The sequence below is a fragment of the Curtobacterium sp. PhB190 genome (assembly GCF_004365385.1).
GTDB lineage: Bacteria > Actinomycetota > Actinomycetes > Actinomycetales > Microbacteriaceae > Curtobacterium.
Window position 1 is genome coordinate 265,045 of record NZ_SODN01000003.1, and the last position, 20,096, is coordinate 285,140.

20 protein-coding genes, 1 tRNA gene and 1 riboswitch are annotated in these 20,096 nt (G+C 69.6%); of the genes, 9 read left to right on the forward strand and 12 right to left on the reverse strand.

Features of this window, described 5'->3' with window-relative positions:
- Positions 1 to 4: 4 nt before the first annotated feature.
- Positions 5 to 90, forward strand: a riboswitch (ZMP/ZTP riboswitch).
- Between the two features lie 68 nt (positions 91 to 158).
- From glyA to EDF47_RS06590, 3 genes are all read left to right on the forward strand, one after another.
- On the forward strand, positions 159 to 1,448 hold the full coding sequence (glyA, locus tag EDF47_RS06580) for a serine hydroxymethyltransferase (RefSeq protein ID WP_123937599.1): 1,290 nt from the start codon (positions 159 to 161) through the stop codon (positions 1,446 to 1,448).
- Positions 1,445 to 2,377, forward strand: coding sequence for a tetrahydrofolate dehydrogenase/cyclohydrolase catalytic domain-containing protein (locus EDF47_RS06585; RefSeq protein WP_243834019.1), 933 nt, complete (start codon positions 1,445 to 1,447; stop codon positions 2,375 to 2,377). Before glyA ends, EDF47_RS06585 begins: the two co-directional genes overlap by 4 nt.
- Positions 2,378 to 2,606: 229 nt before the next feature.
- Positions 2,607 to 3,110, forward strand: coding sequence for a hypothetical protein (locus tag EDF47_RS06590; protein ID WP_133937254.1), 504 nt, complete (start codon positions 2,607 to 2,609; stop codon positions 3,108 to 3,110).
- Between the two features lie 106 nt (positions 3,111 to 3,216).
- On the opposite strand, the gene galK is transcribed toward EDF47_RS06590, so the two are convergent.
- Both galK and galT read right to left on the reverse strand, forming a co-directional pair.
- A complete protein-coding gene (galK, locus tag EDF47_RS06595) occupies positions 3,217 to 4,353 on the reverse strand; it encodes a galactokinase (protein WP_133937252.1) in 1,137 nt (378 codons plus the stop codon).
- Entirely contained in the window at positions 4,350 to 5,447 is a 1,098-nt protein-coding gene (gene galT / locus EDF47_RS06600; protein ID WP_123293267.1) for a galactose-1-phosphate uridylyltransferase, read from the reverse strand. Before galT ends, galK begins: the two co-directional genes overlap by 4 nt.
- Positions 5,448 to 5,511: 64 nt before the next feature.
- Here galT and EDF47_RS06605 point away from each other — a divergent pair, with 64 nt between their 5' ends.
- Both EDF47_RS06605 and EDF47_RS06610 read left to right on the forward strand, forming a co-directional pair.
- The gene (locus tag EDF47_RS06605; protein ID WP_173168871.1) at positions 5,512 to 6,357 is read left to right on the forward strand and encodes a DeoR/GlpR family DNA-binding transcription regulator; all 846 of its coding nucleotides are present in this window, start codon (positions 5,512 to 5,514) and stop codon (positions 6,355 to 6,357) included.
- Positions 6,354 to 7,286 (forward strand): aldose 1-epimerase family protein, encoded by a 933-nt coding sequence (locus EDF47_RS06610; RefSeq protein ID WP_133937250.1) that lies wholly within the window; start codon positions 6,354 to 6,356, stop codon positions 7,284 to 7,286. Before EDF47_RS06605 ends, EDF47_RS06610 begins: the two co-directional genes overlap by 4 nt.
- A gap of 189 nt (positions 7,287 to 7,475) precedes the next feature.
- Here EDF47_RS06610 and EDF47_RS06615 read toward each other — a convergent pair whose 3' ends face one another.
- The 4 genes from EDF47_RS06615 to EDF47_RS19750 form a co-directional block, all read right to left on the reverse strand.
- Entirely contained in the window at positions 7,476 to 7,796 is a 321-nt protein-coding gene (locus tag EDF47_RS06615; protein ID WP_111085292.1) for a hypothetical protein, read from the reverse strand.
- Between the two features lie 170 nt (positions 7,797 to 7,966).
- A complete protein-coding gene (locus tag EDF47_RS06620) occupies positions 7,967 to 8,716 on the reverse strand; it encodes an SGNH/GDSL hydrolase family protein (protein ID WP_166673195.1) in 750 nt (249 codons plus the stop codon).
- Between the two features lie 29 nt (positions 8,717 to 8,745).
- Positions 8,746 to 8,818: transfer RNA gene (locus EDF47_RS06625), tRNA-Lys, on the reverse strand.
- A gap of 53 nt (positions 8,819 to 8,871) precedes the next feature.
- Positions 8,872 to 9,033: a DUF2207 domain-containing protein gene (locus EDF47_RS19750; protein ID WP_146249745.1), complete on the reverse strand. Its 162-nt coding sequence runs from the start codon at positions 9,031 to 9,033 to the stop codon at positions 8,872 to 8,874.
- Positions 9,034 to 9,159: 126 nt separating this feature from the next.
- Between EDF47_RS19750 and EDF47_RS06630 the strand changes: the two genes are divergently transcribed.
- The 3 genes from EDF47_RS06630 to EDF47_RS06640 all read left to right on the forward strand — a co-directional run bounded on the left by EDF47_RS06630 (position 9,160) and on the right by EDF47_RS06640 (position 11,858).
- Entirely contained in the window at positions 9,160 to 9,789 is a 630-nt protein-coding gene (locus EDF47_RS06630) for a DNA-directed RNA polymerase subunit beta (RefSeq protein ID WP_131921932.1), read from the forward strand.
- A 603-nt stretch (positions 9,790 to 10,392) separates the two neighbouring features.
- Complete coding sequence (gene sigK, locus EDF47_RS06635) at positions 10,393 to 10,992, forward strand: ECF RNA polymerase sigma factor SigK (RefSeq protein WP_123293272.1); 600 nt, start codon at positions 10,393 to 10,395, stop codon at positions 10,990 to 10,992.
- The gene (locus tag EDF47_RS06640) at positions 10,989 to 11,858 is read left to right on the forward strand and encodes an anti-sigma factor (RefSeq protein ID WP_133937246.1); all 870 of its coding nucleotides are present in this window, start codon (positions 10,989 to 10,991) and stop codon (positions 11,856 to 11,858) included. Before sigK ends, EDF47_RS06640 begins: the two co-directional genes overlap by 4 nt.
- A gap of 278 nt (positions 11,859 to 12,136) precedes the next feature.
- Here EDF47_RS06640 and pstB read toward each other — a convergent pair whose 3' ends face one another.
- The 6 genes from pstB to EDF47_RS06670 all read right to left on the reverse strand — a co-directional run bounded on the left by pstB (position 12,137) and on the right by EDF47_RS06670 (position 19,596).
- Entirely contained in the window at positions 12,137 to 12,916 is a 780-nt protein-coding gene (gene pstB / locus EDF47_RS06645) for a phosphate ABC transporter ATP-binding protein PstB (RefSeq protein WP_111085283.1), read from the reverse strand.
- A 34-nt stretch (positions 12,917 to 12,950) separates the two neighbouring features.
- The gene (pstA, locus tag EDF47_RS06650; protein ID WP_131877513.1) at positions 12,951 to 14,036 is read right to left on the reverse strand and encodes a phosphate ABC transporter permease PstA; all 1,086 of its coding nucleotides are present in this window, start codon (positions 14,034 to 14,036) and stop codon (positions 12,951 to 12,953) included.
- Positions 14,037 to 14,049: 13 nt separating this feature from the next.
- On the reverse strand, positions 14,050 to 15,000 hold the full coding sequence (pstC, locus tag EDF47_RS06655; RefSeq protein WP_111085280.1) for a phosphate ABC transporter permease subunit PstC: 951 nt from the start codon (positions 14,998 to 15,000) through the stop codon (positions 14,050 to 14,052).
- Between the two features lie 172 nt (positions 15,001 to 15,172).
- Entirely contained in the window at positions 15,173 to 16,276 is a 1,104-nt protein-coding gene (pstS, locus tag EDF47_RS06660) for a phosphate ABC transporter substrate-binding protein PstS (RefSeq protein ID WP_123293275.1), read from the reverse strand.
- Positions 16,277 to 16,486: 210 nt separating this feature from the next.
- Positions 16,487 to 17,434 (reverse strand): NUDIX domain-containing protein, encoded by a 948-nt coding sequence (locus tag EDF47_RS06665; protein WP_131877511.1) that lies wholly within the window; start codon positions 17,432 to 17,434, stop codon positions 16,487 to 16,489.
- The gene (locus EDF47_RS06670; RefSeq protein ID WP_123293277.1) at positions 17,431 to 19,596 is read right to left on the reverse strand and encodes an RNA degradosome polyphosphate kinase; all 2,166 of its coding nucleotides are present in this window, start codon (positions 19,594 to 19,596) and stop codon (positions 17,431 to 17,433) included. The genes EDF47_RS06665 and EDF47_RS06670 overlap by 4 nt, the downstream gene beginning before the upstream one ends.
- 207 nt (positions 19,597 to 19,803) lie before the next feature.
- On the opposite strand from EDF47_RS06670, the gene EDF47_RS06675 reads away from it, so the two are divergent.
- Entirely contained in the window at positions 19,804 to 20,085 is a 282-nt protein-coding gene (locus EDF47_RS06675) for a hypothetical protein (protein WP_027466625.1), read from the forward strand.
- The last annotated feature ends 11 nt before the right edge of the window (positions 20,086 to 20,096 follow it).

Here is a 20,096-nt window from a genome sequence, read left to right on the forward strand (position 1 = left end):
ACGATCGTCACGTCGCGACTGGCGTTGGATGGGTCACCATCGGGGAGCGACACCTGACACGGTGCGCGGCCGTACGCCTGGGCTGCACCGACCGATCGTCCGTGCGCGACCCACCGGTCGTCGCCAACCCACGTAGGAGAACCGTGTCCATCACCGATCTGCCCGCCGTCGACGGCTCCGTCGACACCGACCGCGCAGCCTTCAACGCCCCGCTCACCGAGGTCGACCCCGAGATCGCCGCCGTCCTGCAGCAGGAGCTCGGCCGTCAGCGCGACACCCTCGAGATGATCGCGTCCGAGAACTTCGTGCCGCGCGCCGTTCTCGAGTCCCAGGGCTCCGTCCTCACCAACAAGTACGCCGAGGGCTACCCCGGCAAGCGCTACTACGGCGGCTGCGAGTACGTCGACGTCGCCGAGCAGCTCGCCATCGACCGTGCCAAGGCGCTCTTCGGTGCTGCCTACGCCAACGTCCAGCCGCACTCGGGCGCCACGGCCAACGCCGCCGTCCTGCACGCCATCGCAAGCGCCGGTGACACCATCCTCGGCCTCGAGCTCGCGCACGGCGGTCACCTGACCCACGGCATGAAGCTCAACTTCTCCGGCCGCATCTACAACGCCGTCGCGTACGGCGTCGACCCCGAGACGTTCGAGGTCGACTACGACGACATCCGCGCCAAGGCCATCGAGCACCAGCCGAAGGTCCTCATCGCCGGCTGGTCCGCCTACCCGCGCCAGCTCGACTTCGCGAAGTTCCGTGAGATCGCGGACGAGGTCGGCGCGAAGCTCTGGGTCGACATGGCGCACTTCGCCGGCCTCGTCGCCGCCGGTCTGCACCCGTCCCCGGTCCCGCACGCCCACGTCGTCTCGTCGACCGTGCACAAGACCCTCGGCGGCCCCCGCTCGGGCATCATCCTGTCCAACGACGAGACCCTGTTCAAGAAGCTGAACTCCGCGGTCTTCCCGGGCCAGCAGGGCGGCCCGCTCATGCACGTCATCGCCGCCAAGGCCACCGCGTTCCTGCTCGCCGGCACCCCCGAGTTCAAGGCCCGCCAGGAGCGCACCATCCGCGGTGCCCGCTTGCTCGCGGATCGGCTCACGCAGCCGGACGCCCGCGCGGCCGGCGTCGACGTCCTCACCGGTGGTACCGACGTGCACCTGGTGCTCGTCGACCTGCGCACCTCCGAGGTCGACGGCAAGCAGGCCGAAGACCTGCTGCACGAGGTCGGCATCACCGTGAACCGCAACTCCGTGCCGTTCGACCCGCGTCCGCCGATGGTCACCTCGGGTGTCCGCATCGGCACGTCGGCGCTCGCCACGCGTGGCTTCGGCGACGCCGAGTTCACCGAGGTCGCGGACATCATCGCGCTGACCCTCATGCCGAACCCGGACATCGCAGCGCTCTCGGCCCGGGTGAAGACCCTGACCGACGCGTTCCCCCTCTACGCGTGAGCGACGCTCTGACCCCCCTGCCCGTCGAGCGATGGGCGGGGGAGGGGTCGGCGGTCCGCATCGACGGCACCGCCCTCGCTGCCCGGACGCTCGACGAACTGCGGGTCCGCATCGATCGGTTGCACGAGCACGGCATCCGTCCGGGGCTCGGCACGATCCTGGTCGGGGAGAACCCCGGTTCCCTGTCCTACGTCGCGGGCAAGCACCGCGACTCGGCGCAGATCGGGCTCGACTCGCACCGCATCGACCTGCCTGCGACGGCATCCGCCGCGGACATCCGAGCCGCGATCCTGCAGATGAACGACGACCCCCGGGTCACCGCGTTCATCGTGCAGCTGCCGCTGCCGGAGGGCATCGACCCGACGCCGATGCTCGAGCTGATGGACCCGTCGAAGGACGCCGACGGCCTGCACCCGACGAACCTCGGTGAGCTCGTGCTCGCCGTGCCCGGTGGTGCCGGCACCATCGACGCGCCCCTGCCCTGCACCCCGCGGGGCATCGTCGCGATGCTCGAGGCGTACGACATCCCGATCCGGGGCGCGCACGTCACGATCATCGGGCAGGGCCTGACGGTCGGCCGGCCGCTCGGTCTGCTGCTCACCCGCCTCGAGGCCACCGCCACCCTGACCCACTCCCTGACGGCGGACGTCGCCGCGGAGTGCCGTCGCGCCGACATCGTCATCGCGGCCGCCGGGGTCGCCGGGCTCGTCAAGCCGGACTGGGTGCAGCCCGGTGCGGCCGTGATCGACGTGGGCATCACCCGCGTGGTCTCTCCGGAGACCGGCAAGGCGAAGCTGCACGGCGACGTCGACCCCGCGGTCGCGTCGGTCGCCGGCTTCATGTCGCCCGTGCCCGGCGGCGTCGGCCCGATGACGCGCGCGATGCTCATGAAGAACGTGGTCGAGGCTGCGGAGCGCCACCTGAAGTAGGTGCGCGGCGGTCGGTGCCGCTGGCGCGCGTCCGTTCGTGCCGCGGTCCGTGCCGCTGTCCGTGCCGCGGTCCGTGCCGCGAAAGCGACAGATTCCCGCGAACAGTTCGCTGGAATCTGTCGCTTTGGCGGGATGGTCGCGTCCACGGGCGGCCAGGAGGCACGGCTCGCCCCCGCCCCGCGCGTTCGGGGGACGGGTGCGGAGCCGCCCCCAGTGCTACGGTCACCGCATGGGGGAGAACGTCCAGACCGCGCCCGTGATGGCGGCCACCGGCAGGAAGCTGCGTCCGCGTGCGTGGGGACTCGTACTCGTCGGGACCGTCGCACTGGTGCTGTCCCCGAACCTGGTGCTCTGGAGCACGTCGACGGGCTACGGCGGGGTCGACGCCGACGACAACTGGATCGACAACGGCGGCAAGGTCCTGGAGGCCGCGCCCATCACGGTGCAGGTCGAAGCGCACGTCGCACCGGCCGCACTCGCACTGTTGCTGCTCGTGGTCGTCGTCGGGATCGTCCTGCCGCCGACGCTCGCGCGCTACGGGCACCGCACCCTCGGCGACATCGTGCGGTACTCCGCGTACCTGGCGGTCCCGGTGTGCATCGTCGTCGGCGTGCTGGTCTACACGGTGTGGCAGGGCCACGTCGTGATGGACCAGCTCCAGCACGAGGTGCTGCACCCGCACGGGTTCCCGTGGGGCGGCGTCACCGTCACCACGGGTCACATGACCCACTGACGTCCGAGTCTCGCGCTGGATTGCGCCGAAGTTTCGTGGTCAGCGACACCTCACGGGCCGTGCGCCGCGTGACGTGTCGGTGAGCGCGAAACTCCGCCGGTCAGGCTCAGTCGCGGCGGGCGCCCTGCGCGGCGTGCACCGTGAAGACGTTCGGCTCGCGGTACCCGGCGGCTGCGAACGCGGAGGTGACGGCCTCGGTGATCGCACCACGGGCCTCCCGGTCGACCAGCGCGATCGCCGCACCACCGAACCCACCGCCGGTCATCCGCGCACCGACCGCACCGTGCTCGACCGCGGTCGCGACGGCCAGGTCGAGCTCCGGCACGGAGATCTCGAAGTCGTCGCGCATCGACTCGTGCGACGCGACGAGCAGCGAACCGATCGCCCGCGGGCCCTGTTCGCGCAGCGTCCGGACGGTGTCGAGGACGCGCTGGTCTTCGGTCACGACGTGGCGCACGCGGCGGAAGGTCTCGTCGTCGAGCAGCTCCTGCGCACGGGGCAGGTCCTCGACGCTCAGGTCACGCAGGGCCTCGACACCGAGCACCTGCGCACCCTTCTCGCACGAGGCCCGACGAGCCGCGTACCCACCGGTGGCGTGGGCGTGCTCGACCCGGGTGTCGATGACCAGGACCTCGAGCCCGTTGGCCTCGAGCGCCAGGCCGACCACGGCGGAGTCGAGCGTGCGGCAGTCCAGGAACACGACGGCGTCCTGCTCGCCGAGCAGTGAAGCGGACTGGTCCATGATCCCCGTGGGGGCACCGACGGCGTGGTTCTCGGAGTACTGGCCGACGCGCGCCAGGGTCTTGCGGTCGAGGCCGAGCTCCCACAGGTCGTTGAAGGCGAGCGCGACGCCGCACTCGATCGCGGCGCTGGACGACAGGCCGGCCCCGACAGGGACGTCGGACTCGATGAAGACGTCGAACCCGGTCTTGTCCGACAGGTCCGCGCCGGCCTGCTCGCGGAGTGCCCAAGCGATGCCGAAGACGTACGCCGACCATCCGGTCATGTTCGACGGGTCGAGGTCGTCGAGCGACAGCTCGAGCACGGTGCCGGCGTCGAACGCGGACGAGACGCGCAGCACACGGTCCGGCCGCGGGGCGATCGACGCGGTGGTGCGCCGGTCGATCGCGAACGGCAGGACGTACCCGTCGTTGTAGTCGGTGTGCTCACCGATCAGGTTGACCCGGCCGGGGGCGGAGTACCGCACCGCCGGCTCGTACCCGTAGACCTGCTGGAACGTCATGCTCGCTCGATTCCCTGTCGGATGAACTCGGCTGCCTTCTCGGGCACGAGGTCCCCGATCCAGGCACCCATGGCGGCTTCACTGCCGGCCAGGAACTTCAACTTGTCCGCCGCCCGACGCGGCGACGTGATCTGCAGCATGAGCCGCACGGTGTCCCGCCCGACGTGCACCGGTGCCTGGTGCCACGCGGCGATGTACGGGGTCGGGTCGCCGTAGAGCTCGTCGATGCCCCGCGTCAGGCGCAGGTGCATGTGGGCCAGTTCGTCCTTCTCGGCCTCGGTCAGACCGGCGAAGTCGGGGACGTGGCGGTGCGGCAGCATGTGGATCTCGATGGGCCAGCGTGCGGCGAACGGCACGAACGCCGTGAAGTGCTCGCCCTGCAGCACGACCCGGTCCGAGGCCCGCTCGTTCGCCAGGTGCTGTTCGAACAGGTCCGGTCCGAAGCGCTCGATGGAGTCGAGCAGGCGCAGTGTGCGGGGCGTGACGTACGGGTACGAGTAGATCTGCCCGTGCGGGTGGTGCAGCGTGACGCCGATCGCTTCGCCGCGGTTCTCGAACGGGAACACCTGCTGGATGCCGGGCATGGCGGAGAGCGCGGCGGTGCGGTCCGCCCAGGCCTCGACCACGGTGCGGGCACGCGACTCGGAGATCGACGCGAAGGACCCCTCGGTCGCGGGCGAGAAGCACACGACCTCGCACCGGCCGACGCTGCGGAGCTGCCGGTTCAGGCCGACGTCGGACAAGGACTGGAGCGAGGACGGAGCGTCATCGGCCTCGAGCAGCGGACCGAACGACGGTGACCGGTTCTCGAACACGGCGACGTCGTAGGTGCTCGGGATCTCGGACGGGTTCTGCGGTGTCTGCGGCGCGAGCGGGTCCTGGTCGGCCGGCGGCAGGAACGCACGGTTCTGCCGGCTCGCGGCGATGGAGACCCACTCGCCGGTCAGGACGTCCTGGCGCATCCGCGCGGTCTCGGGCCGAGGGTCGAGCGCACGCTCGTCGATGGCACGCTCAGCGGGCAGGGTGCTGTCCGCATCGTCGAAGTAGAACAGGTCGCGGCCGTCCGCGAGCTTCGTCACGCGCTTGGTGATCACCGGAACAGCCTAGCGCCGATCCGAAGCGTTGCGAAAGACTTCGGAAGCAAGCGAAACTAGAGCCGTGACCGACGACGACCTCTCCTTCCTGGCCGGATCGCTGCCCGCGCCGCTGCGGCAGGACCGCATCGTCTCCATCGTCGAGGGCGCGCCCGGCATGGTCCGGACCGCCGCGCTGGCCGCGTCGCTCGGCACGAGTGAGGTGACGGTCCGGCAGGACCTCGCGGTCCTCGACCAGGAGGCCCGGATCCGCCGGGTGCACGGCGGAGCGGTCCGCCTCGGGGCCGGGTCCACCGAGCGCCCCTTCGAGGAGACCGCCGTCGAGCACCAGGTGGCCAAGGCCGCCATCGGCCGCGCGGCCGCAGCGCTCGTGCGGTCCGGCGAGTGCGTCGTGCTCGACGTCGGCACCACCCCGGCAGCGGTCGCCGAGGCGCTCGTCGCCCGCACGGAGCTGTCCGACCTCACCGTCGTCACGAACTCGCTGACGACCGCGCTGGCCCTCGAGCGCGCCGTGCCGCGGTTCACGGTGATCGTCACGGGCGGCACCCTCCGACCGCTCCAACACTCGCTCGTCGCACCGTTCAACAACACCCTGTTGCCGGTGATCGCCGCTGACGTCGTGTTCCTCGGTGGCACCGGTGTCGACGTCGCGCACGGTCTGACCAACGTCAACCTGCCCGAGACCGAGGCGAAGCGGGTGCTCGCGGCCACGGCTCGGCGTACCGTCGTCGTCGCGGACGGGTCGAAGTTCGGCCGGGCCCACATCGGGGTCGTCCGCGCGCTCGAGGACATCGACGTCGTCGTCACCGCCGAGGCCGAAGCCGACGCGGTCGCCACGATCCGGGCGGCCGGCGTCGAGGTCGTCGTCGCGGACGGCGAGGACACAGCCGGAAGGAACCACACCCCATGACCGCAGCACCCACCGGTGGCCAGTACCGCCTGCACCACGCCGGACCGGACGGCGTCGTCGAGGCCGTCGTGACCGAGGTCGCCGCCGGCATCCGAGAACTCCGTGTCGCCGGCTTCGACCTGACCGAGCCGTTCCCCGTCACCGAGCAGCCGCCCGGTGCCAACGGCATCGTGCTCGTACCGTGGCCGAACCGCGTCGCCGGCGGGGTCTGGGGACTCGACGGCAAGCGGCAGCAGCTGGACGTCTCGGAGCCGAAGTACGGCAACGCGTCGCACGGCCTGCTCCGCTTCGCGCCGTACCGCGTGGTGTCGCAGACCGAGACGGGCATCGTGCAGGAAGCCACGATCCACCCGCAGCACGGCTGGCCGTTCACCCTCGAGACCCGCGTGCACCACGAGCTCGTCGACGACGGCATCCGGGTGACGCACGAGATCACGAACCGATCCGGTGTCAGCGCGCCCTTCGCCGTGGGGGCACACCCGTACCTGCGCGCCGGCGACACCCCGGCCGACGACCTCGTCGTCACGCTCGACGCCGCCACCGCCTTCACCGTCGACGAGCAGAAGGTGCCGAACGGGTCCGTGTCGGTGGAGGGCACTTCGTTCGACCTGCGACGGGGACTGCGTGCCGGTGACGCGGATCTCGACACCGCGTACTCCGACATCACCCCGGACGCCGACGGGGTCCGTCACACGACGCTGCACGGCCCCGAGGGTGACGGCGTGCAGCTCTGGCAGGACGCGTCGTTCCCGTACGTGCAGGTGTTCACCTCTCGGGAGTACCCCCGCGGCGACGGGAAGGGTCTGGCCGTGGCGGTCGAGCCGATGACCGCTCCGGCCAACGCCCTGAACTCCGGCGAGGGCCTGCGGTGGCTCGAGCCCGACGAGACCTGGACGGGCACCTGGGGCATCCGCCGCGTCTGGTCCTGATCGCCCCCACGCTGCCGGCTCCGCCAAAGCGACTCCGTCCCGCCGAAGGTTCGCGGCACAGAGTCGCTTTCGCGGGGTTGTCGCGGGTGCGACCGTGGATCTGTCGCTTCGGCCGGGGATTCACTGCTCCACTGGACACACGAACGCCGCCCCGGTGTGGGGACGGCGTTCGTGGCGGGGAGCTGCTGGTCAGCCGCGGCGCATGCGGAGTGCCTCGACCGCGAGTGATTCGCTGGCGTAGCGCCCGACCTCGTGCGCCCAGGCCGGGTCGTCCCCGCGCAGGGCGATGAAGTCCTTGCGCTGTCGGCACACGTAGCCGAGCACCGCGGTGGCCGTCGCGACCTCGATGAAGTCCTTGCGGATGTGCCGGGTCGTGACCTGCGCGTTGCGACGGAGCGTGTCGAGCAGGAGCTCGTTGCTCATCGTCGTGTTGGTCGCTGCGGCGAGCTCGACGATGCGGCGCGCGTCCCCGGTGCTGCTGGTCTGCGTGGCTTCGATGGGCTCGATCACGGTGTACCCCGTTCGTTCGTGTTGGTGCGGTGCTGCAGGATCCGGTGATCGGATCCGGGAACGACACTATCGGCGGCAGCCCAACAGTCGGCTGTGCGCGGGCTGATGTGTGCAGGGGATCTGCCATGAGCCAGCTGGGGACGACTTGTACCCCGAACACGAACCCGAGGTCAGGCGCAGCGTTCGTCGTCGGACGCAGCGAGGGCGTCGAGGGAGTCCGAGACCCGGTCCGCCAGGTACTGGTAGCCAGCGTCGTTGAGGTGTCCGCCGTCGATCGCCGCGTAGCCCGGGCTGTTCGCCGCGGTGAACCACTGCCCGGCGAGCGCGTCGATGTACGGCACGCCCGCTGCTGCCGCCCCCGCGGAGACCGAGGAGGCGACCCCGACCGTCGACTTCGCCCACGGCAACGGCGCTGACGGCCCGAGCGCGACGACGACGGCGTCCGGCCAGGTCTGCTCGGCGTCGCGGAGGGTCTTCTCGACGCGGGCCTGAAGGACCGACGAGTCGACGAGCCAGTCGTTCTGGCTGCCCTGCACGATGACGAGCTCGGGATCGACGGTCGCGGCGTGCCGTTCGAGGCGGGGGCCGAACGTGTAGTGCGAGGACCCGGTGCGGCCGGTGTCGACGTAGCCCGTCCCCGGGTAGCCGTCGATCGTGGCCTTCCAGTCCCGGTCGGCCGCGAGGTCCTGCGCCCACCCGTCGATGCCGCTGGTCGAGCCGCGGCCGGAGGTGTACGAGTCGCCGACGATCAACACGTGCGAGCCGGGGGCGATCGCATCGGAGACCTCGGCGGAGGAGACGCTCGACGACGTCGTGACGGGCTGGCAAGCACTCGACACGGTCGGCAGGATGACGAGCAGCCCGCTCACGCCGAGAGCCATAGCTCCGAGCGCGATGCCGGGGAGGAGTCGTCGTGCCATCCGCCACATCTTAGACAACGCACTTGGTGTGGGCCCCGTGGGGCTCGAACCCACGACCCTCGGATTAAAAGTCCGGTGCTCTACCAACTGAGCTAGAGGCCCTCACCCGCAAGGCTAGCGGGTGAGGGCCTCTGGGAAGAACCTGGTGTCGAGGGTCAGCCGCGACGCCCGGTGAGCGTCCGCAGCAGCCACAGGACGACGGCCACGATGAGCAGCACGATGCCGACCCACAGCAGGAACTTGAGGCTCGCGGTGAAGCCACCGACGAACAGCAGGATGACCGCGATGACGGCCAGGATGATGAGCAACGGGTTCATGGGGGAGTCCTCTCCTTCACGGTCGGGAGGAGCGCCTCCCGACGAGACACCGTACCCGCGGCGCTGCCGTTGCGTTCTGGGCGAACGGAGGGCGGGCGTGTCACCGGCCGTGCCTACACTGACGCGGTGCCTCGCGATCACCACCGTCCTGTCCACTTCACCGATGCCGAGTTCGCCGCGATCCAGGGCGGCGAGGACCCGGCCGTCGTGAACCGTGTCGCGCACGAGACCGCGAACGCACTGCTGCACCGGGTGCGTCAGGACCCGGACCCCGCGGTCGTCGAGCGGCTCGTCACCTACACCGACGTGCACGGCATCGACGCGATCGCCGAACTCTGGGCGCGGGTGGGTGCCCACACGCTGCCGGGAGCCCTGTGGCGGGTGTACCTCGTCCGCACGGTGATCCGGCAGAACCCGGAGGAGATCGCGTACTTCTTCCAGCGGGGCACCGAGCGCATCGGCACGATCGACCAGGCGGTCGCGGGCGCTGAGCAGCCGACGGGTCCGGCCGAGATCCTCACCCTGGCGGACCGCATCCTGCACGGGCTGTACACGGGTGACTTCGCGGTGGCGCTCGACCGAGGGGCGGCGTTCTGCCGGCTGACCGCGGCCGGTGCGACGGCGGTGGCGGACGACTCCGACCTGACGGCGACCGATCGTGCGAGCGAACTGACGCGGCGGGCGCTCCGTCTCACGGAGCTGGCGGCCGACCTGACCGAGGCGGCGGCGCTCTGGCGTCGCGAGAGCCTGGACTAGCGAGCGAACGCGCCGGACCCGCACCGGGCCTCCCGGCCGAACGGCGACAGCCGCGACCAGGCAGAGAAGAACCAGGCAGAGAAGAACCGCGCAGAGAAGAACCGGGCAGAGAAAAACCGGGCCGCAGAAGCGCCTCTCGGCGCGAGGCCGCTCGAAGCGGCGAATTTTGGAGCCCGGGGCTTGCTGCGGCCCAGCGAGACCAACTCTACGACGCGTCGGCTGAGTCCGCTGCCCTGTTCACTCTCGGTGGACAGATCCGGACCCGGGCGTGCCCGGCAGACGGCCCGGACGCGGCGTCCCGACAACTTCTCGGCATCCGATCCAATCCACCACGGGCACCGCGCCGAATCATCAGCGTGACGGACTTGATGACCGTCACGAACGCGAGAGGCCCGGCGTGACCCGGACCGGTATCCGCCGGTCAATTCCCTGTGGGTCACGCTGGCCTCTCGTCTCGACCGCACGACGCGGCGGCTTCGTCCTACCCGGGGCGCGACCGCAGCACAGCACCACCAGCACCACCAGCACCACCGCATCACGCAGCACCCCTGACAGAACGGCCACAACCGGTCGCCGACGCACCCGAGAGGAGGGAAACCTGCAATGCTTGCCCTCGTGGATAGCGACACCGAACGCTGGAGCTCGTCAGAGCCAGCCCAGGCATCGCCGGACGACCTCTTGGCGCGGGTTGCCTCCGGTGACCAAGCCGCCTTCGCGGACCTCTACGACGTCCTCTCCGGCCGGGTCCTCGGACTCGTGACGCGGCTCCTCCGGGACCGCGCCCAGTCCGAAGAGGTCACGCAAGAGGTCTTCCTCGAAGTCTGGCAACAGGCCACCCGGTTCGACCGGAAGCGCGGGACCGCCTCCAGCTGGGTCCTGACCATGGCGCACCGCCGAGCGGTGGACCGGGTCCGGGCGTCGCAGGCCTCGCACGACCGGGACACGAAGATCGGTATCCGCGACCTCGAGTCCGGTTTCGACCAGGTCTCCGAGTCGGTCGAGATCCGCATCGAACACGAACGTGTCGGCAGGGCCCTGGCCAAGTTGACCGAGTTCCAGCGGCAGGCCGTGCAGCTGGCGTACTACGGAGGCTTCTCGCACAGCGAGATGGCCGAACAACTCGGTGTCCCCATCGGCACCGTCAAGACCCGTCTCCGTGACGGGATGATCCGACTCCGAGACGAAATGGGGGTGACCTCATGACCGAACGACACGACGACCCCGCCCTGCTGACGGGTTCCTACGCACTCGACGCGCTGTCCGACGATGAGCGCATGCTCCTCGAGGAGGTCCTCACGACGTCGCCCGAACTCCAGGCCGAGGCCGACTCGCTGCGCGAGACCGCGCTGCAGCTGGCCTTCGCCGCCGCTCCGATCGAGCCGCCGACGTCGCTCCGCGCGTCGCTGCTGGCCCAGATCGCGACGACCCCGCAGGCTGCACCACTGGCCGAGACGGCTCCTGCCGTCGACACGACCTCCGTCCAGGAGGCCCGTCCCGAGCCCGCCAGGCACGTCGCCTCGATCGCCGACGGCTCCACCACCGGTGGCCGGGCGACCTCCGAGGCTCGCCGCCGCTGGTTCCAGCGTCCGGCAGCCATGCTCACCAGTGCTGCTGCGGTCGCCGTGGTCTTCCTCGGTGTCGGCCTGGGGGTCGGCGTCGCGAACGGTCCGGCCGACGGACCGGGCACCGGCACCACGCAGGCCTCGAGTGGTCTCGACCGCATCTACGCCGCGTCGGACTTCCAGCGCAGCACCACCAAGGTCGAGGGCGGCGGCACGGCCACGGTCGTGTGGTCGGGCGACCTCGGCAAGTCCGCGGTCATCCTCGACGGTGTCGCCCAGGCACCGAAGGGCAAGACGTACGAGCTCTGGTACATCGGCTCCGAGAACGAGGGCGGCACGATCAAGTCGGCTGGCCTGGTCGACGGTGTCGCCGACGGCGTGCACTCGGCCGTGCTGAAGGGCTCGATGTCCGACGGTGCGACGATCGGCATGACGGTCGAGCCGGCCGGTGGTTCGGAGCAGCCGACCACGACGCCGATCATGGCGGTCCCGACCACCTCGGCCTGACCCTCCCCGGAAGGTGCTCACGCGATCGATGCGTGGGCACCTTTCGTCGTTCCACGAGGCGATCGACGCGTGGAACGTCGGAACATGCGCACGCACCGTCTGCGTGCGCATCGAGCGACGAACCACGAGACGATCGACGCGTGCATCGTCGGAACATGCGCACGCACGCACCCCGCACGGCCCCCGCACCCAGCGCAACCACGAAGGCCCGGTGCGCGTCCGTTGCGGACGTGCATCGGGCCTCCCGGTCGTCCGTCAGCACGACGGACGGACAGCGATCAACCGAAGCGACCCGAGACGTAGTCCTCGGTGGCCTGGACGGACGGGTTCGAGAACATCGTGGCGGTGTCGTCGAACTCGATGAGCTTGCCCGGCGCACCGGTGCCGGCGATGTTGAAGAACGCCGTCTTGTCGCTGACGCGCGAGGCCTGCTGCATGTTGTGCGTGACGATGACGATCGTGAACTCCTTCTTGAGCTCCTCGATCAGGTCCTCGATGGCCAGGGTGGAGATCGGGTCGAGCGCCGAGCAGGGCTCGTCCATCAGCAGGACGTCGGGCTGCACCGCGATGGCGCGGGCGATGCAGAGACGCTGCTGCTGCCCACCGGACAGGCCCATACCGGGCTTGTCGAGGCGGTCCTTGACCTCGTTCCACAGGTTCGCGCCCTGCAGGGAGCGCTCGACGATGTCGTCGGCCTCGGACTTCGAGACGCGCTTGTTGTTGAGCTTCACGCCCGCGAGCACGTTGTCCTTGATGGACATCGTCGGGAACGGGTTCGGACGCTGGAAGACCATGCCGACCTGGCGACGGACGAGCACCGGGTCGACCCCGGGGCCGTAAAGGTCGTCGCCGTCGATCTTGACCGAGCCCTCGACCCATGCGCCGGGGATGACCTCGTGCATGCGGTTCAGGGTGCGGAGGAAGGTGGACTTGCCGCAGCCGGACGGGCCGATGAAGGCGGTGACGGTGCGGGGCTCGATGGTGATGTCGACACCCTCGACCGCCTTGAACTTCGAGTAGTAGACGTTGAGGCCGTCGACCTCGATGCGCTTGGACACGTTGATCCTTCTGGTGGGTGGGGAAGTGGGTTCGCTAGCGCGAGAGCTTGGGGGCGAAGAGTCGGGTGACGAACCGGGCGAGCAGGTTGAGCGCCATCACGATGAGGATGAGCACCAGCGCGGCGGTCCAGGCACGGTCGATGAACGGCTGCGGGTTGGCGCCCTGCTGCGAGTACTGCGTGTACGCGTACACCGGCAGGGTCATCATCGGGTCCTTGAACAGGTCGTAGTTCATGCTCGCGGTGAAGCCGGCGGTGACGAGCAGCGGAGCCGTCTCGCCGATGACGCGGGCGATGGAGAGCATGACGCCGGTGGTGATGCCGGCGAGCGACGTGGGGAGGACGACCTTGAGGATCGTGAGGTACTTCGGCACCCCGAGGGCGTAGGACGCTTCGCGGAGCTCCATCGGCACGATCTTCAGCACCTCTTCGGTGGAGCGCACGACGATCGGGATCATCAGCACCGACAGGGCGACGGAGCCGACCAAGCCGAAGCGGGCACCAGGGCCGAGGAACAGCGCGAACAGCGAGTACGCGAACAGACCGGCGACGATCGAGGGGATGCCCGTCATGACGTCGACGAAGAACGTGATGCCCTTCGCCAGTGCACCGCGGCCGTACTCGACCAGGTAGATCGAGGTGAGCAGCCCGATCGGCACCGAGATGAGCGCCGCGAACAGGGTGATCTCGAGCGTGCCGACCAACGCGTGGATCGCGCCGCCGCCCTCGGAGATCACGCCGCGCATCGAGTACGAGAAGAAGTTCGCGTCGAAGCGGGCCAGGCCGTCGGCGATCACGGTCCAGAGCAGCGACACCAGCGGCAGGACCGCGATGACGAAGGCGGTGATGACGAGCGACGTGACCAGTCGGTTGACGGCCTGACGACCGCCCTCGACGATGCGCGAGACGACCACGATCAGGACGTCGAACAGGACGGTGCCGAGGAACAGGGCGGCGACGACGTTGAAGTCCTTGACCGCACCGCCGGCGTTGAGCAGGGCGAACACGGCCACCAGGGCGACCCAGCTGCCGACCAGCAGCAGCCACGGCACCGAGCGGTGCAGCTTGCCGTTGGCGTAGACGTTGCCGGCGGTGCCGGTGTGACGGAGCGCGAGGGACATCGGGTGCGACCTCTCAGCTGACCCGCGTGCGGACGATGTACCGCGCGAGCATGTTGATGACCAGGGTGATGACGAACAGGATCAGGCCCGTCGCGATCAGGGCGTTCAGGGCGGTCCCCGATGCCTCGGCGAACTGCAGCGCGATGTTCGCGGCGATCGTCGAGGGGTTCTGCGAGGTCAGCATCTGGAAGGTGACGTTCGTCGAGACCGACAGCACCAGGGCGATCGCCATCGTCTCGCCCAGGGCACGTCCGAGCCCGAGCATGATCGCGGAGACGATGCCGGACTTCGCGAACGGCAGCACGGACAGGCGGATCATCTCCCAGCGCGTCGCACCGAGGGCCAGGGCGGCTTCCTCGTTGAGCGTGGGCGCCTGCAGGAAGATCTCGCGCATGACGGCCGTCATGATCGGGATCGCCATCACGGCGAGGACGATCGACGCGGTCAGGATGGTACGGCCGGTGCCGGACACCTGGCCGGAGAAGAGCGGGAACCAGCCGAGGTACTCGTTCAGGAAGCCGTAGAACGGCTTCACGAACGGCGCCAGCACCACGATGCCCCAGAGGCCGTAGACGACCGACGGGACCGCGGCGAGCAGGTCGATGACGTAGCCGAGCACCGGCGCGAGGCGTCGCGGTGCGTAGTGCGAGATGAACAGGGCGATGCCGAGTGCGAGCGGGACCGCGATCACGAGCGCGATGAGCGCGGACCAGACGGTGCCGAAGACCAAGGGGCCGACGTAGTCCCAGAAGTTCGTGGCGTTGTTCGGCAGGTCGCCGACCTTGGCGGCGAACGCCGGGATGCTCTGCCAGACGAGGAACGCCGCGACGAGCACGAGCACGAAGAGGATGAGGCCGCCGGCGATCACCGAGGCAGCGGAGAACACCCGGTCACCGACGCGGACGACGGCCTTCGGCTTGGTCGGGGTGACGGTGGCCCCTGGCTGGGCCGGTGCGGTCGTCATGGGACTCCTGTCGGAGGAACGCCGGGGGAGGCGACGGGTTCGGGGATGGTGCGTGGTGCGTGGCGCTGGTCGGACGGGCGCTGGCGGTGGAGCCGGGCTGCTCGCGTCGCGACGAGCAAGGGCCCGGACGCCGGTCAGGTGGGTGGGACCGGCGTCCGGGCGCTTGGGGGTCTTACTTGATGGAGTCGACCGCGGCAGCGGCCTTGTCGGCCAGGTCGGACGACAGGGCGGCCGACTTGGCCTCCTTCGCCGCAGCGTCCTGGGCGTCGCCGGAGACGACGTAGTTCAGGAAGCCCTTGACCAGGTCGGCCTTGTCCGAGTCCTTGTACTCCTGGCACGCGATGGCGTAGGAGACGAGGACGAGCGGCCAGGCGCCGTCAGCGGTGTCCTTGCGGTCGATGTCGATCGCGAGGTCGTTGTCCTCGCGGCCGGTGGCGACCTTCGAGTCGGCGACGACCTGCGCGGCGCCGTCGGCCGAGATCTCGGTGGCCTTGTCGCCGACCATCAGCTTCGCCTTGTCGAGGTCACCCGCGCCGGAGTCGTCGATGTAGGTGATCGCGTTGGAGGCGCTGCCCATGGCGGAGGCGACACCGGAGGTGCCCTTCGCGCTGTCACCGACCGAGTACGGGAAGGTCTGGCTCGGCTCTTCGGTCCAGACGTCGCCGGCGTTCGCGGAGACGTACTCCGAGAAGTTCTGCGTGGTGCCCGAGTCGTCGGAGCGGTGCACGACCGTGATGTTCGCGTCCGGCAGGTCGACGCCGTCGTTCAGGTCGGCGATCTGCGAGTCGTTCCACTTGGTGATCTTGCCCGAGAAGATGCCCGCGATGGTCTTCGCGTCGAGGGTCAGGTCGCTGACGCCGTCGACCTTGTAGGCGATCGCGATCGGGGAGATGTAGACCGGGATGTCGATGGCCTTGGTGTCGGCCTTGCACAGGTCGAAGGAGCCCGAGAGCTCCTCGTCGTTCAGCGCTGCATCGGAGCCGGCGAAGTCCGCGGCGCCCGAGATGAAGTTCTTGCGGCCGGCGCCCGAGCCGTCGGGCGAGTAGTTCACCGTGACGCCCTTGGCGACGTCCTGGAAACCGGCGGCCCAGGTGGCCTGGGCGGTCTGCTGGGCGGACGAGCCGGAGCCGGTCAGGGTGCCGGTGAGGCTCGAGGAGCCGGTGTTGCTCGAGGAGGACTCGGTGCTGCCCGCGTCCTCGTTCGCCGCGCACGAGGAGAGCACGACTGCGCCGGCGATCGCGATTGCTGCGATCGAACCGATTCGCTTGATGTTCACAGGGGTCCCTTCGGGGATGGGGTGCAGTGGGACCACTGCGGTCCCTGGGCCGGTGCCGACCCGGGAGCGACTGTAGGGACGCGAGGTGACGGGGATCACGCGCGTTGGTGAACGGAAGGTGAACGAGGGGTTGTGCCGACCGGGAGGCGCGGATCGCGTTCCGGGCGCGGCGGACGCCCGGCACGTGGCCGGGTGCAGGGCGTGCGGTCGCTACGCCGGGATCGTGTTGCGGTGCGTCTCGACGGCGACGAGGGTCTCGCCGGCGATGTGCATCACCGAGAAGTCGCCGACCGAGAGCATCGCGGCGCGGCGGAGGTCGAACCGGCCGGAGTCGTCGGCGGTCGCGGTGGCGATCCGGGCGATGATGTCCGGCAGCACCGGCCCGTGCGAGCACAGCACCGCGGTCTTGCCCTTGTCGAGCCGGCGGCGGACGATGCCCTTGACGTCGGCGGCGCCGCGGTCGTGGGCGTCCTGGCTGATGTCGGGGGTGCTCGAGACGCCGAGCTTCGTGGTGGCGGACAGCGGTTCGACGGTGGCGAGGCACCGGGCCGCCGTGCTGCTCACGATCTTCTTCGGGCCGAACGCGGCGACGGGCGACGCAGCGGCCTTGGCCTGGGAACGACCGACGGGCAGGAGCGGACGGGTGGCGTCCGGGCCGTTCCAGTCGGAGCCGGGCACGGTCTTCGCGTGTCGCAGCGCGATCAGGGCGAACGTGCGGTGGTGGCCCGCGGCGGCGCGCTCGGCGAACCGGTCGAGGATCGCCACGTCGCGCTCGTACGTCAGACGGTTGCGGGCGTCGTCGATCGTGACCCACTCGAGCGCGGCGACCTCGTGGTTCGGGGTGAAGTCACCCGCGCGGGCGTACTCCTTCGACGAGACGCGGGCGGCCCAGTAGTGCACGACCTTGTCGCGGCCGTTCGGCAGCACGTACTCCGCGGTGCCGAGCGGGGCGCCGAGGTGCACGCGGTACCCGGTCTCCTCGTCGATCTCGCGTACGGCGGTCGTCGGGACGGCCTCGCCCGGGTCGACCTTGCCCTTGGGCAGGGAGACGTCCTTGTGGTGGTCGCGGTGGATGAGCAGCACGAGGGGCGTGCCGTCCTGATCGCGCCAGACGACTGCGCCGGCGGCGAGGACGGGGCCCGAGGGACCGCCGCTCACCGAGTGGAGCGCTTCCGAGCCGAGATCTTCCGCATCGTCACATTCTGCACGTCTTCGAGCGGGCGACCGTCATCGTCGGTCGAGTGGCGGGTCCACTCACCGTCGGACTCGAGGTGCCACGAGCTCGCGGTGTCGGCCATCGCCAGGTCGAACATCGCGAGCACCTCGTCGATGTGGTCCGGTGCCGTCAGCCGGACGAGGGCCTCGACGCGGCGGTCGAGGTTGCGGTGCATCATGTCGGCGCTGCCGATGAAGACCGCCGGGTCGCCGTCGTTGTGGAACGCGAACGCGCGGGAGTGCTCGAGGTACCGCCCGACGATGCTCCGCACCCGGATGGTGTCGCTCACGCCCTCCATCCCCGGCTTGAGCGAGCAGATGCCGCGCACCCAGACGTCCACCGGCACGCCCGCCTGGCTGGCCAGGTACAGGGCGTCGATGATCTGCTCGTCGACCATCGAGTTGACCTTGATCCGGATGCCGGACGGCTTGCCGGCGCGGGCGTTGTCGGACTCGGTCTGGATCCGCTTGAGCAGCCCCTTGCGCAGGTGCAACGGCGCGACCAGCAGCCGCTTGAACTTCTTCTCGATCGCGTAGCCGGACAGCTCGTTGAACAGGCGCGTCAGGTCCTTGCCCACGGTGTCGTCCGCGGTGAAGAGGCCCATGTCCTCGTAGATGCGCGAGGTCTTCGGGTTGTAGTTGCCCGTGCCGATGTGGCTGTAGTGCTTGAGCGTGCCGCCCTCTTGCCGGATGACGAGCACGAGCTTCGAGTGCGTCTTCAGCCCGACCAGGCCGTAGACGACGTGCACGCCGGCCTTCTCGAGCTTGCGGGCCCACGTGATGTTGTTCTGCTCGTCGAAGCGTGCCTTGATCTCGACGAGCGCCAGGACCTGCTTGCCCGCGGCGGCCGCGTCGATCAGGGCCTCGACGATGGGGCTGTCACCCGAGGTGCGGTACAGCGTCTGCTTGATCGCGAGCACGTGCGGGTCGGCCGCGGCCTGCTCGAGGAACGCCTGCACGCTCGTCGCGAAGGACTCGTACGGGTGGTGCACGAGGACGTCGTTCGCCTTGATCGCACGGAACAGGTCGGGCTTCGTGTTCGGCTCACCGGGCTGGAACTGCACCGGGGTCGTCGGCACGTGCTTCGGGTAGTGCAGGTCCGGGCGGTTGATCTTCGAGAGCTCGAACAGGCCACCGAGGTCGAGCGGCGACGGCAGTCGGAAGACCTCCTGCTCGGTGATGTCGAGTTCGCGCACGAGCAGGTCGAGGGTCACCGGGTCCATGTCCTCGGTGATCTCGAGACGGATGGGCGGACCGAACCGGCGACGCAGCAGCTCGCGCTCGAGGGCCTGGATGAGGTTCTCGGCCTCGTCCTCCTCGATCTCGACGTCCTCGTTGCGGGTGACCCGGAACACGTGGTGCTCGAGCACCTCCATCCCCGGGAACAGATCGTCGAGGTGGTTCGCGATGAGGTCTTCGAGGGGGATGAAGCGCATCCGGCCGGAGTTGTCGTCCGGCAGCTTGATGAAGCGGGAGAAGTTCTGCGGCACCTTGAGGCGCGCGAACTCCTGGCGCTGCGACTTCGGGTTGCGGACCCGGACGGCCAGGTTGAGCGAGAGCCCCGAGATGTAGGGGAACGGGTGCGCCGGGTCGACCGCCAGGGGCATGAGCACCGGGAAGATCTGCTCGTTGAAGTACTCGCGCATCCGGAGCCGGTCGGCCTCGTCCAGGTCGGACCAGTGCTCGACGTGAATGCCGGCGGCGTCGAGGTCGGGCTTGAGCGACCCGATGAACGCCTGGGCGTGCCGGTCCTGCAGCTCGTGCGCCTTCTTCGCGATGTCGCGCAGGACGTCGCTCGGGGCGCGGCCGACGTTGGTCGGGACGGCGATGCCGGTGTCGATGCGGCGCTTCAGGCCCGCGACCCGGACCATGAAGAACTCGTCGAGGTTGGACGCGAAGATCGCCAGGAAGTTCGCCCGCTCGAGCAGGGGCTGCGTTCGGTCCTCGCCCAGCTCGAGCACGCGCTGGTTGAAGCGGAGCCAGCTCAGCTCGCGGTCGAAGTAGCGGTCCGACGGCAGCGACTCGTGCTCGATCTCGACGACCTCGTCGAAGTCGTCGAGGTCGGGTGCGACGGATTCGCCGTCGAGCTGCGGTTCGGTGTCCATGTCAACATCCTGCCACCCGGGCACCAAGGCCGGAGGGGCTCCGGTGGACGCTGTGGAAACCCGCGGTGAACGGACTGTTTGTGGAGGAACGATCACGATATACGAACGGTGACATCTGCGCCGGATTGTGGGTATGGTGGGTCCCGTCAGAGCCTCCGGGGGGATTCCACTGCGCGGGGGTGCAGCTACGAATGAAAGAGGTTCATCATGTCGCGTGTCCTTTCGACCGAGCAGGCCAAGACCGCCATCCGTCAGGTCCAGTCGATCATCAACGGTGGGTTCACCGACCAGATCTCACAGCTCGACGCCCAGGGCCGGATCCTGTCCGACTCCAACGTCTGGGACGGCCCGCTTGCGGCGACCTTCCGTGGGTCGACCTGGCCGGAGACCAAGGCCGCCCTCGACAAGGCGAAGACCGAACTCGAGCAGCTCCGCACGCAGCTCGACAAGATCTCGCAGGACATCTTCACCGCGGGTGGCGGCGCGTAAGCAGCCACTCG

Excerpts from the sequence above, each read along its gene's own strand:
- pstC (WP_111085280.1), bottom strand. The coding sequence starts at position 15,000 with ATGACGACCGCACCGGCCCAGCCAGGGGCCACCGTCACCCCGACCAAG.
- galK (WP_133937252.1), bottom strand. The coding sequence starts at position 4,353 with ATGACGTTCCAGCAGGTCTACGGGTACGAGCCGGCGGTGCGGTACTCC.
- pstA (WP_131877513.1), bottom strand. The coding sequence starts at position 14,036 with ATGTCCCTCGCGCTCCGTCACACCGGCACCGCCGGCAACGTCTACGCC.
- EDF47_RS06590 (WP_133937254.1), top strand. The coding sequence starts at position 2,607 with ATGGGGGAGAACGTCCAGACCGCGCCCGTGATGGCGGCCACCGGCAGG.
- EDF47_RS06620 (WP_166673195.1), bottom strand. The coding sequence starts at position 8,716 with ATGGCACGACGACTCCTCCCCGGCATCGCGCTCGGAGCTATGGCTCTC.
- sigK (WP_123293272.1), top strand. The coding sequence starts at position 10,393 with ATGCTTGCCCTCGTGGATAGCGACACCGAACGCTGGAGCTCGTCAGAG.
- EDF47_RS19750 (WP_146249745.1), bottom strand. The coding sequence starts at position 9,033 with ATGAACCCGTTGCTCATCATCCTGGCCGTCATCGCGGTCATCCTGCTG.
- EDF47_RS06610 (WP_133937250.1), top strand. The coding sequence starts at position 6,354 with ATGACCGCAGCACCCACCGGTGGCCAGTACCGCCTGCACCACGCCGGA.
- EDF47_RS06670 (WP_123293277.1), bottom strand. The coding sequence starts at position 19,596 with ATGGACACCGAACCGCAGCTCGACGGCGAATCCGTCGCACCCGACCTC.
- EDF47_RS06675 (WP_027466625.1), top strand. The coding sequence starts at position 19,804 with ATGTCGCGTGTCCTTTCGACCGAGCAGGCCAAGACCGCCATCCGTCAG.
- EDF47_RS06640 (WP_133937246.1), top strand. The coding sequence starts at position 10,989 with ATGACCGAACGACACGACGACCCCGCCCTGCTGACGGGTTCCTACGCA.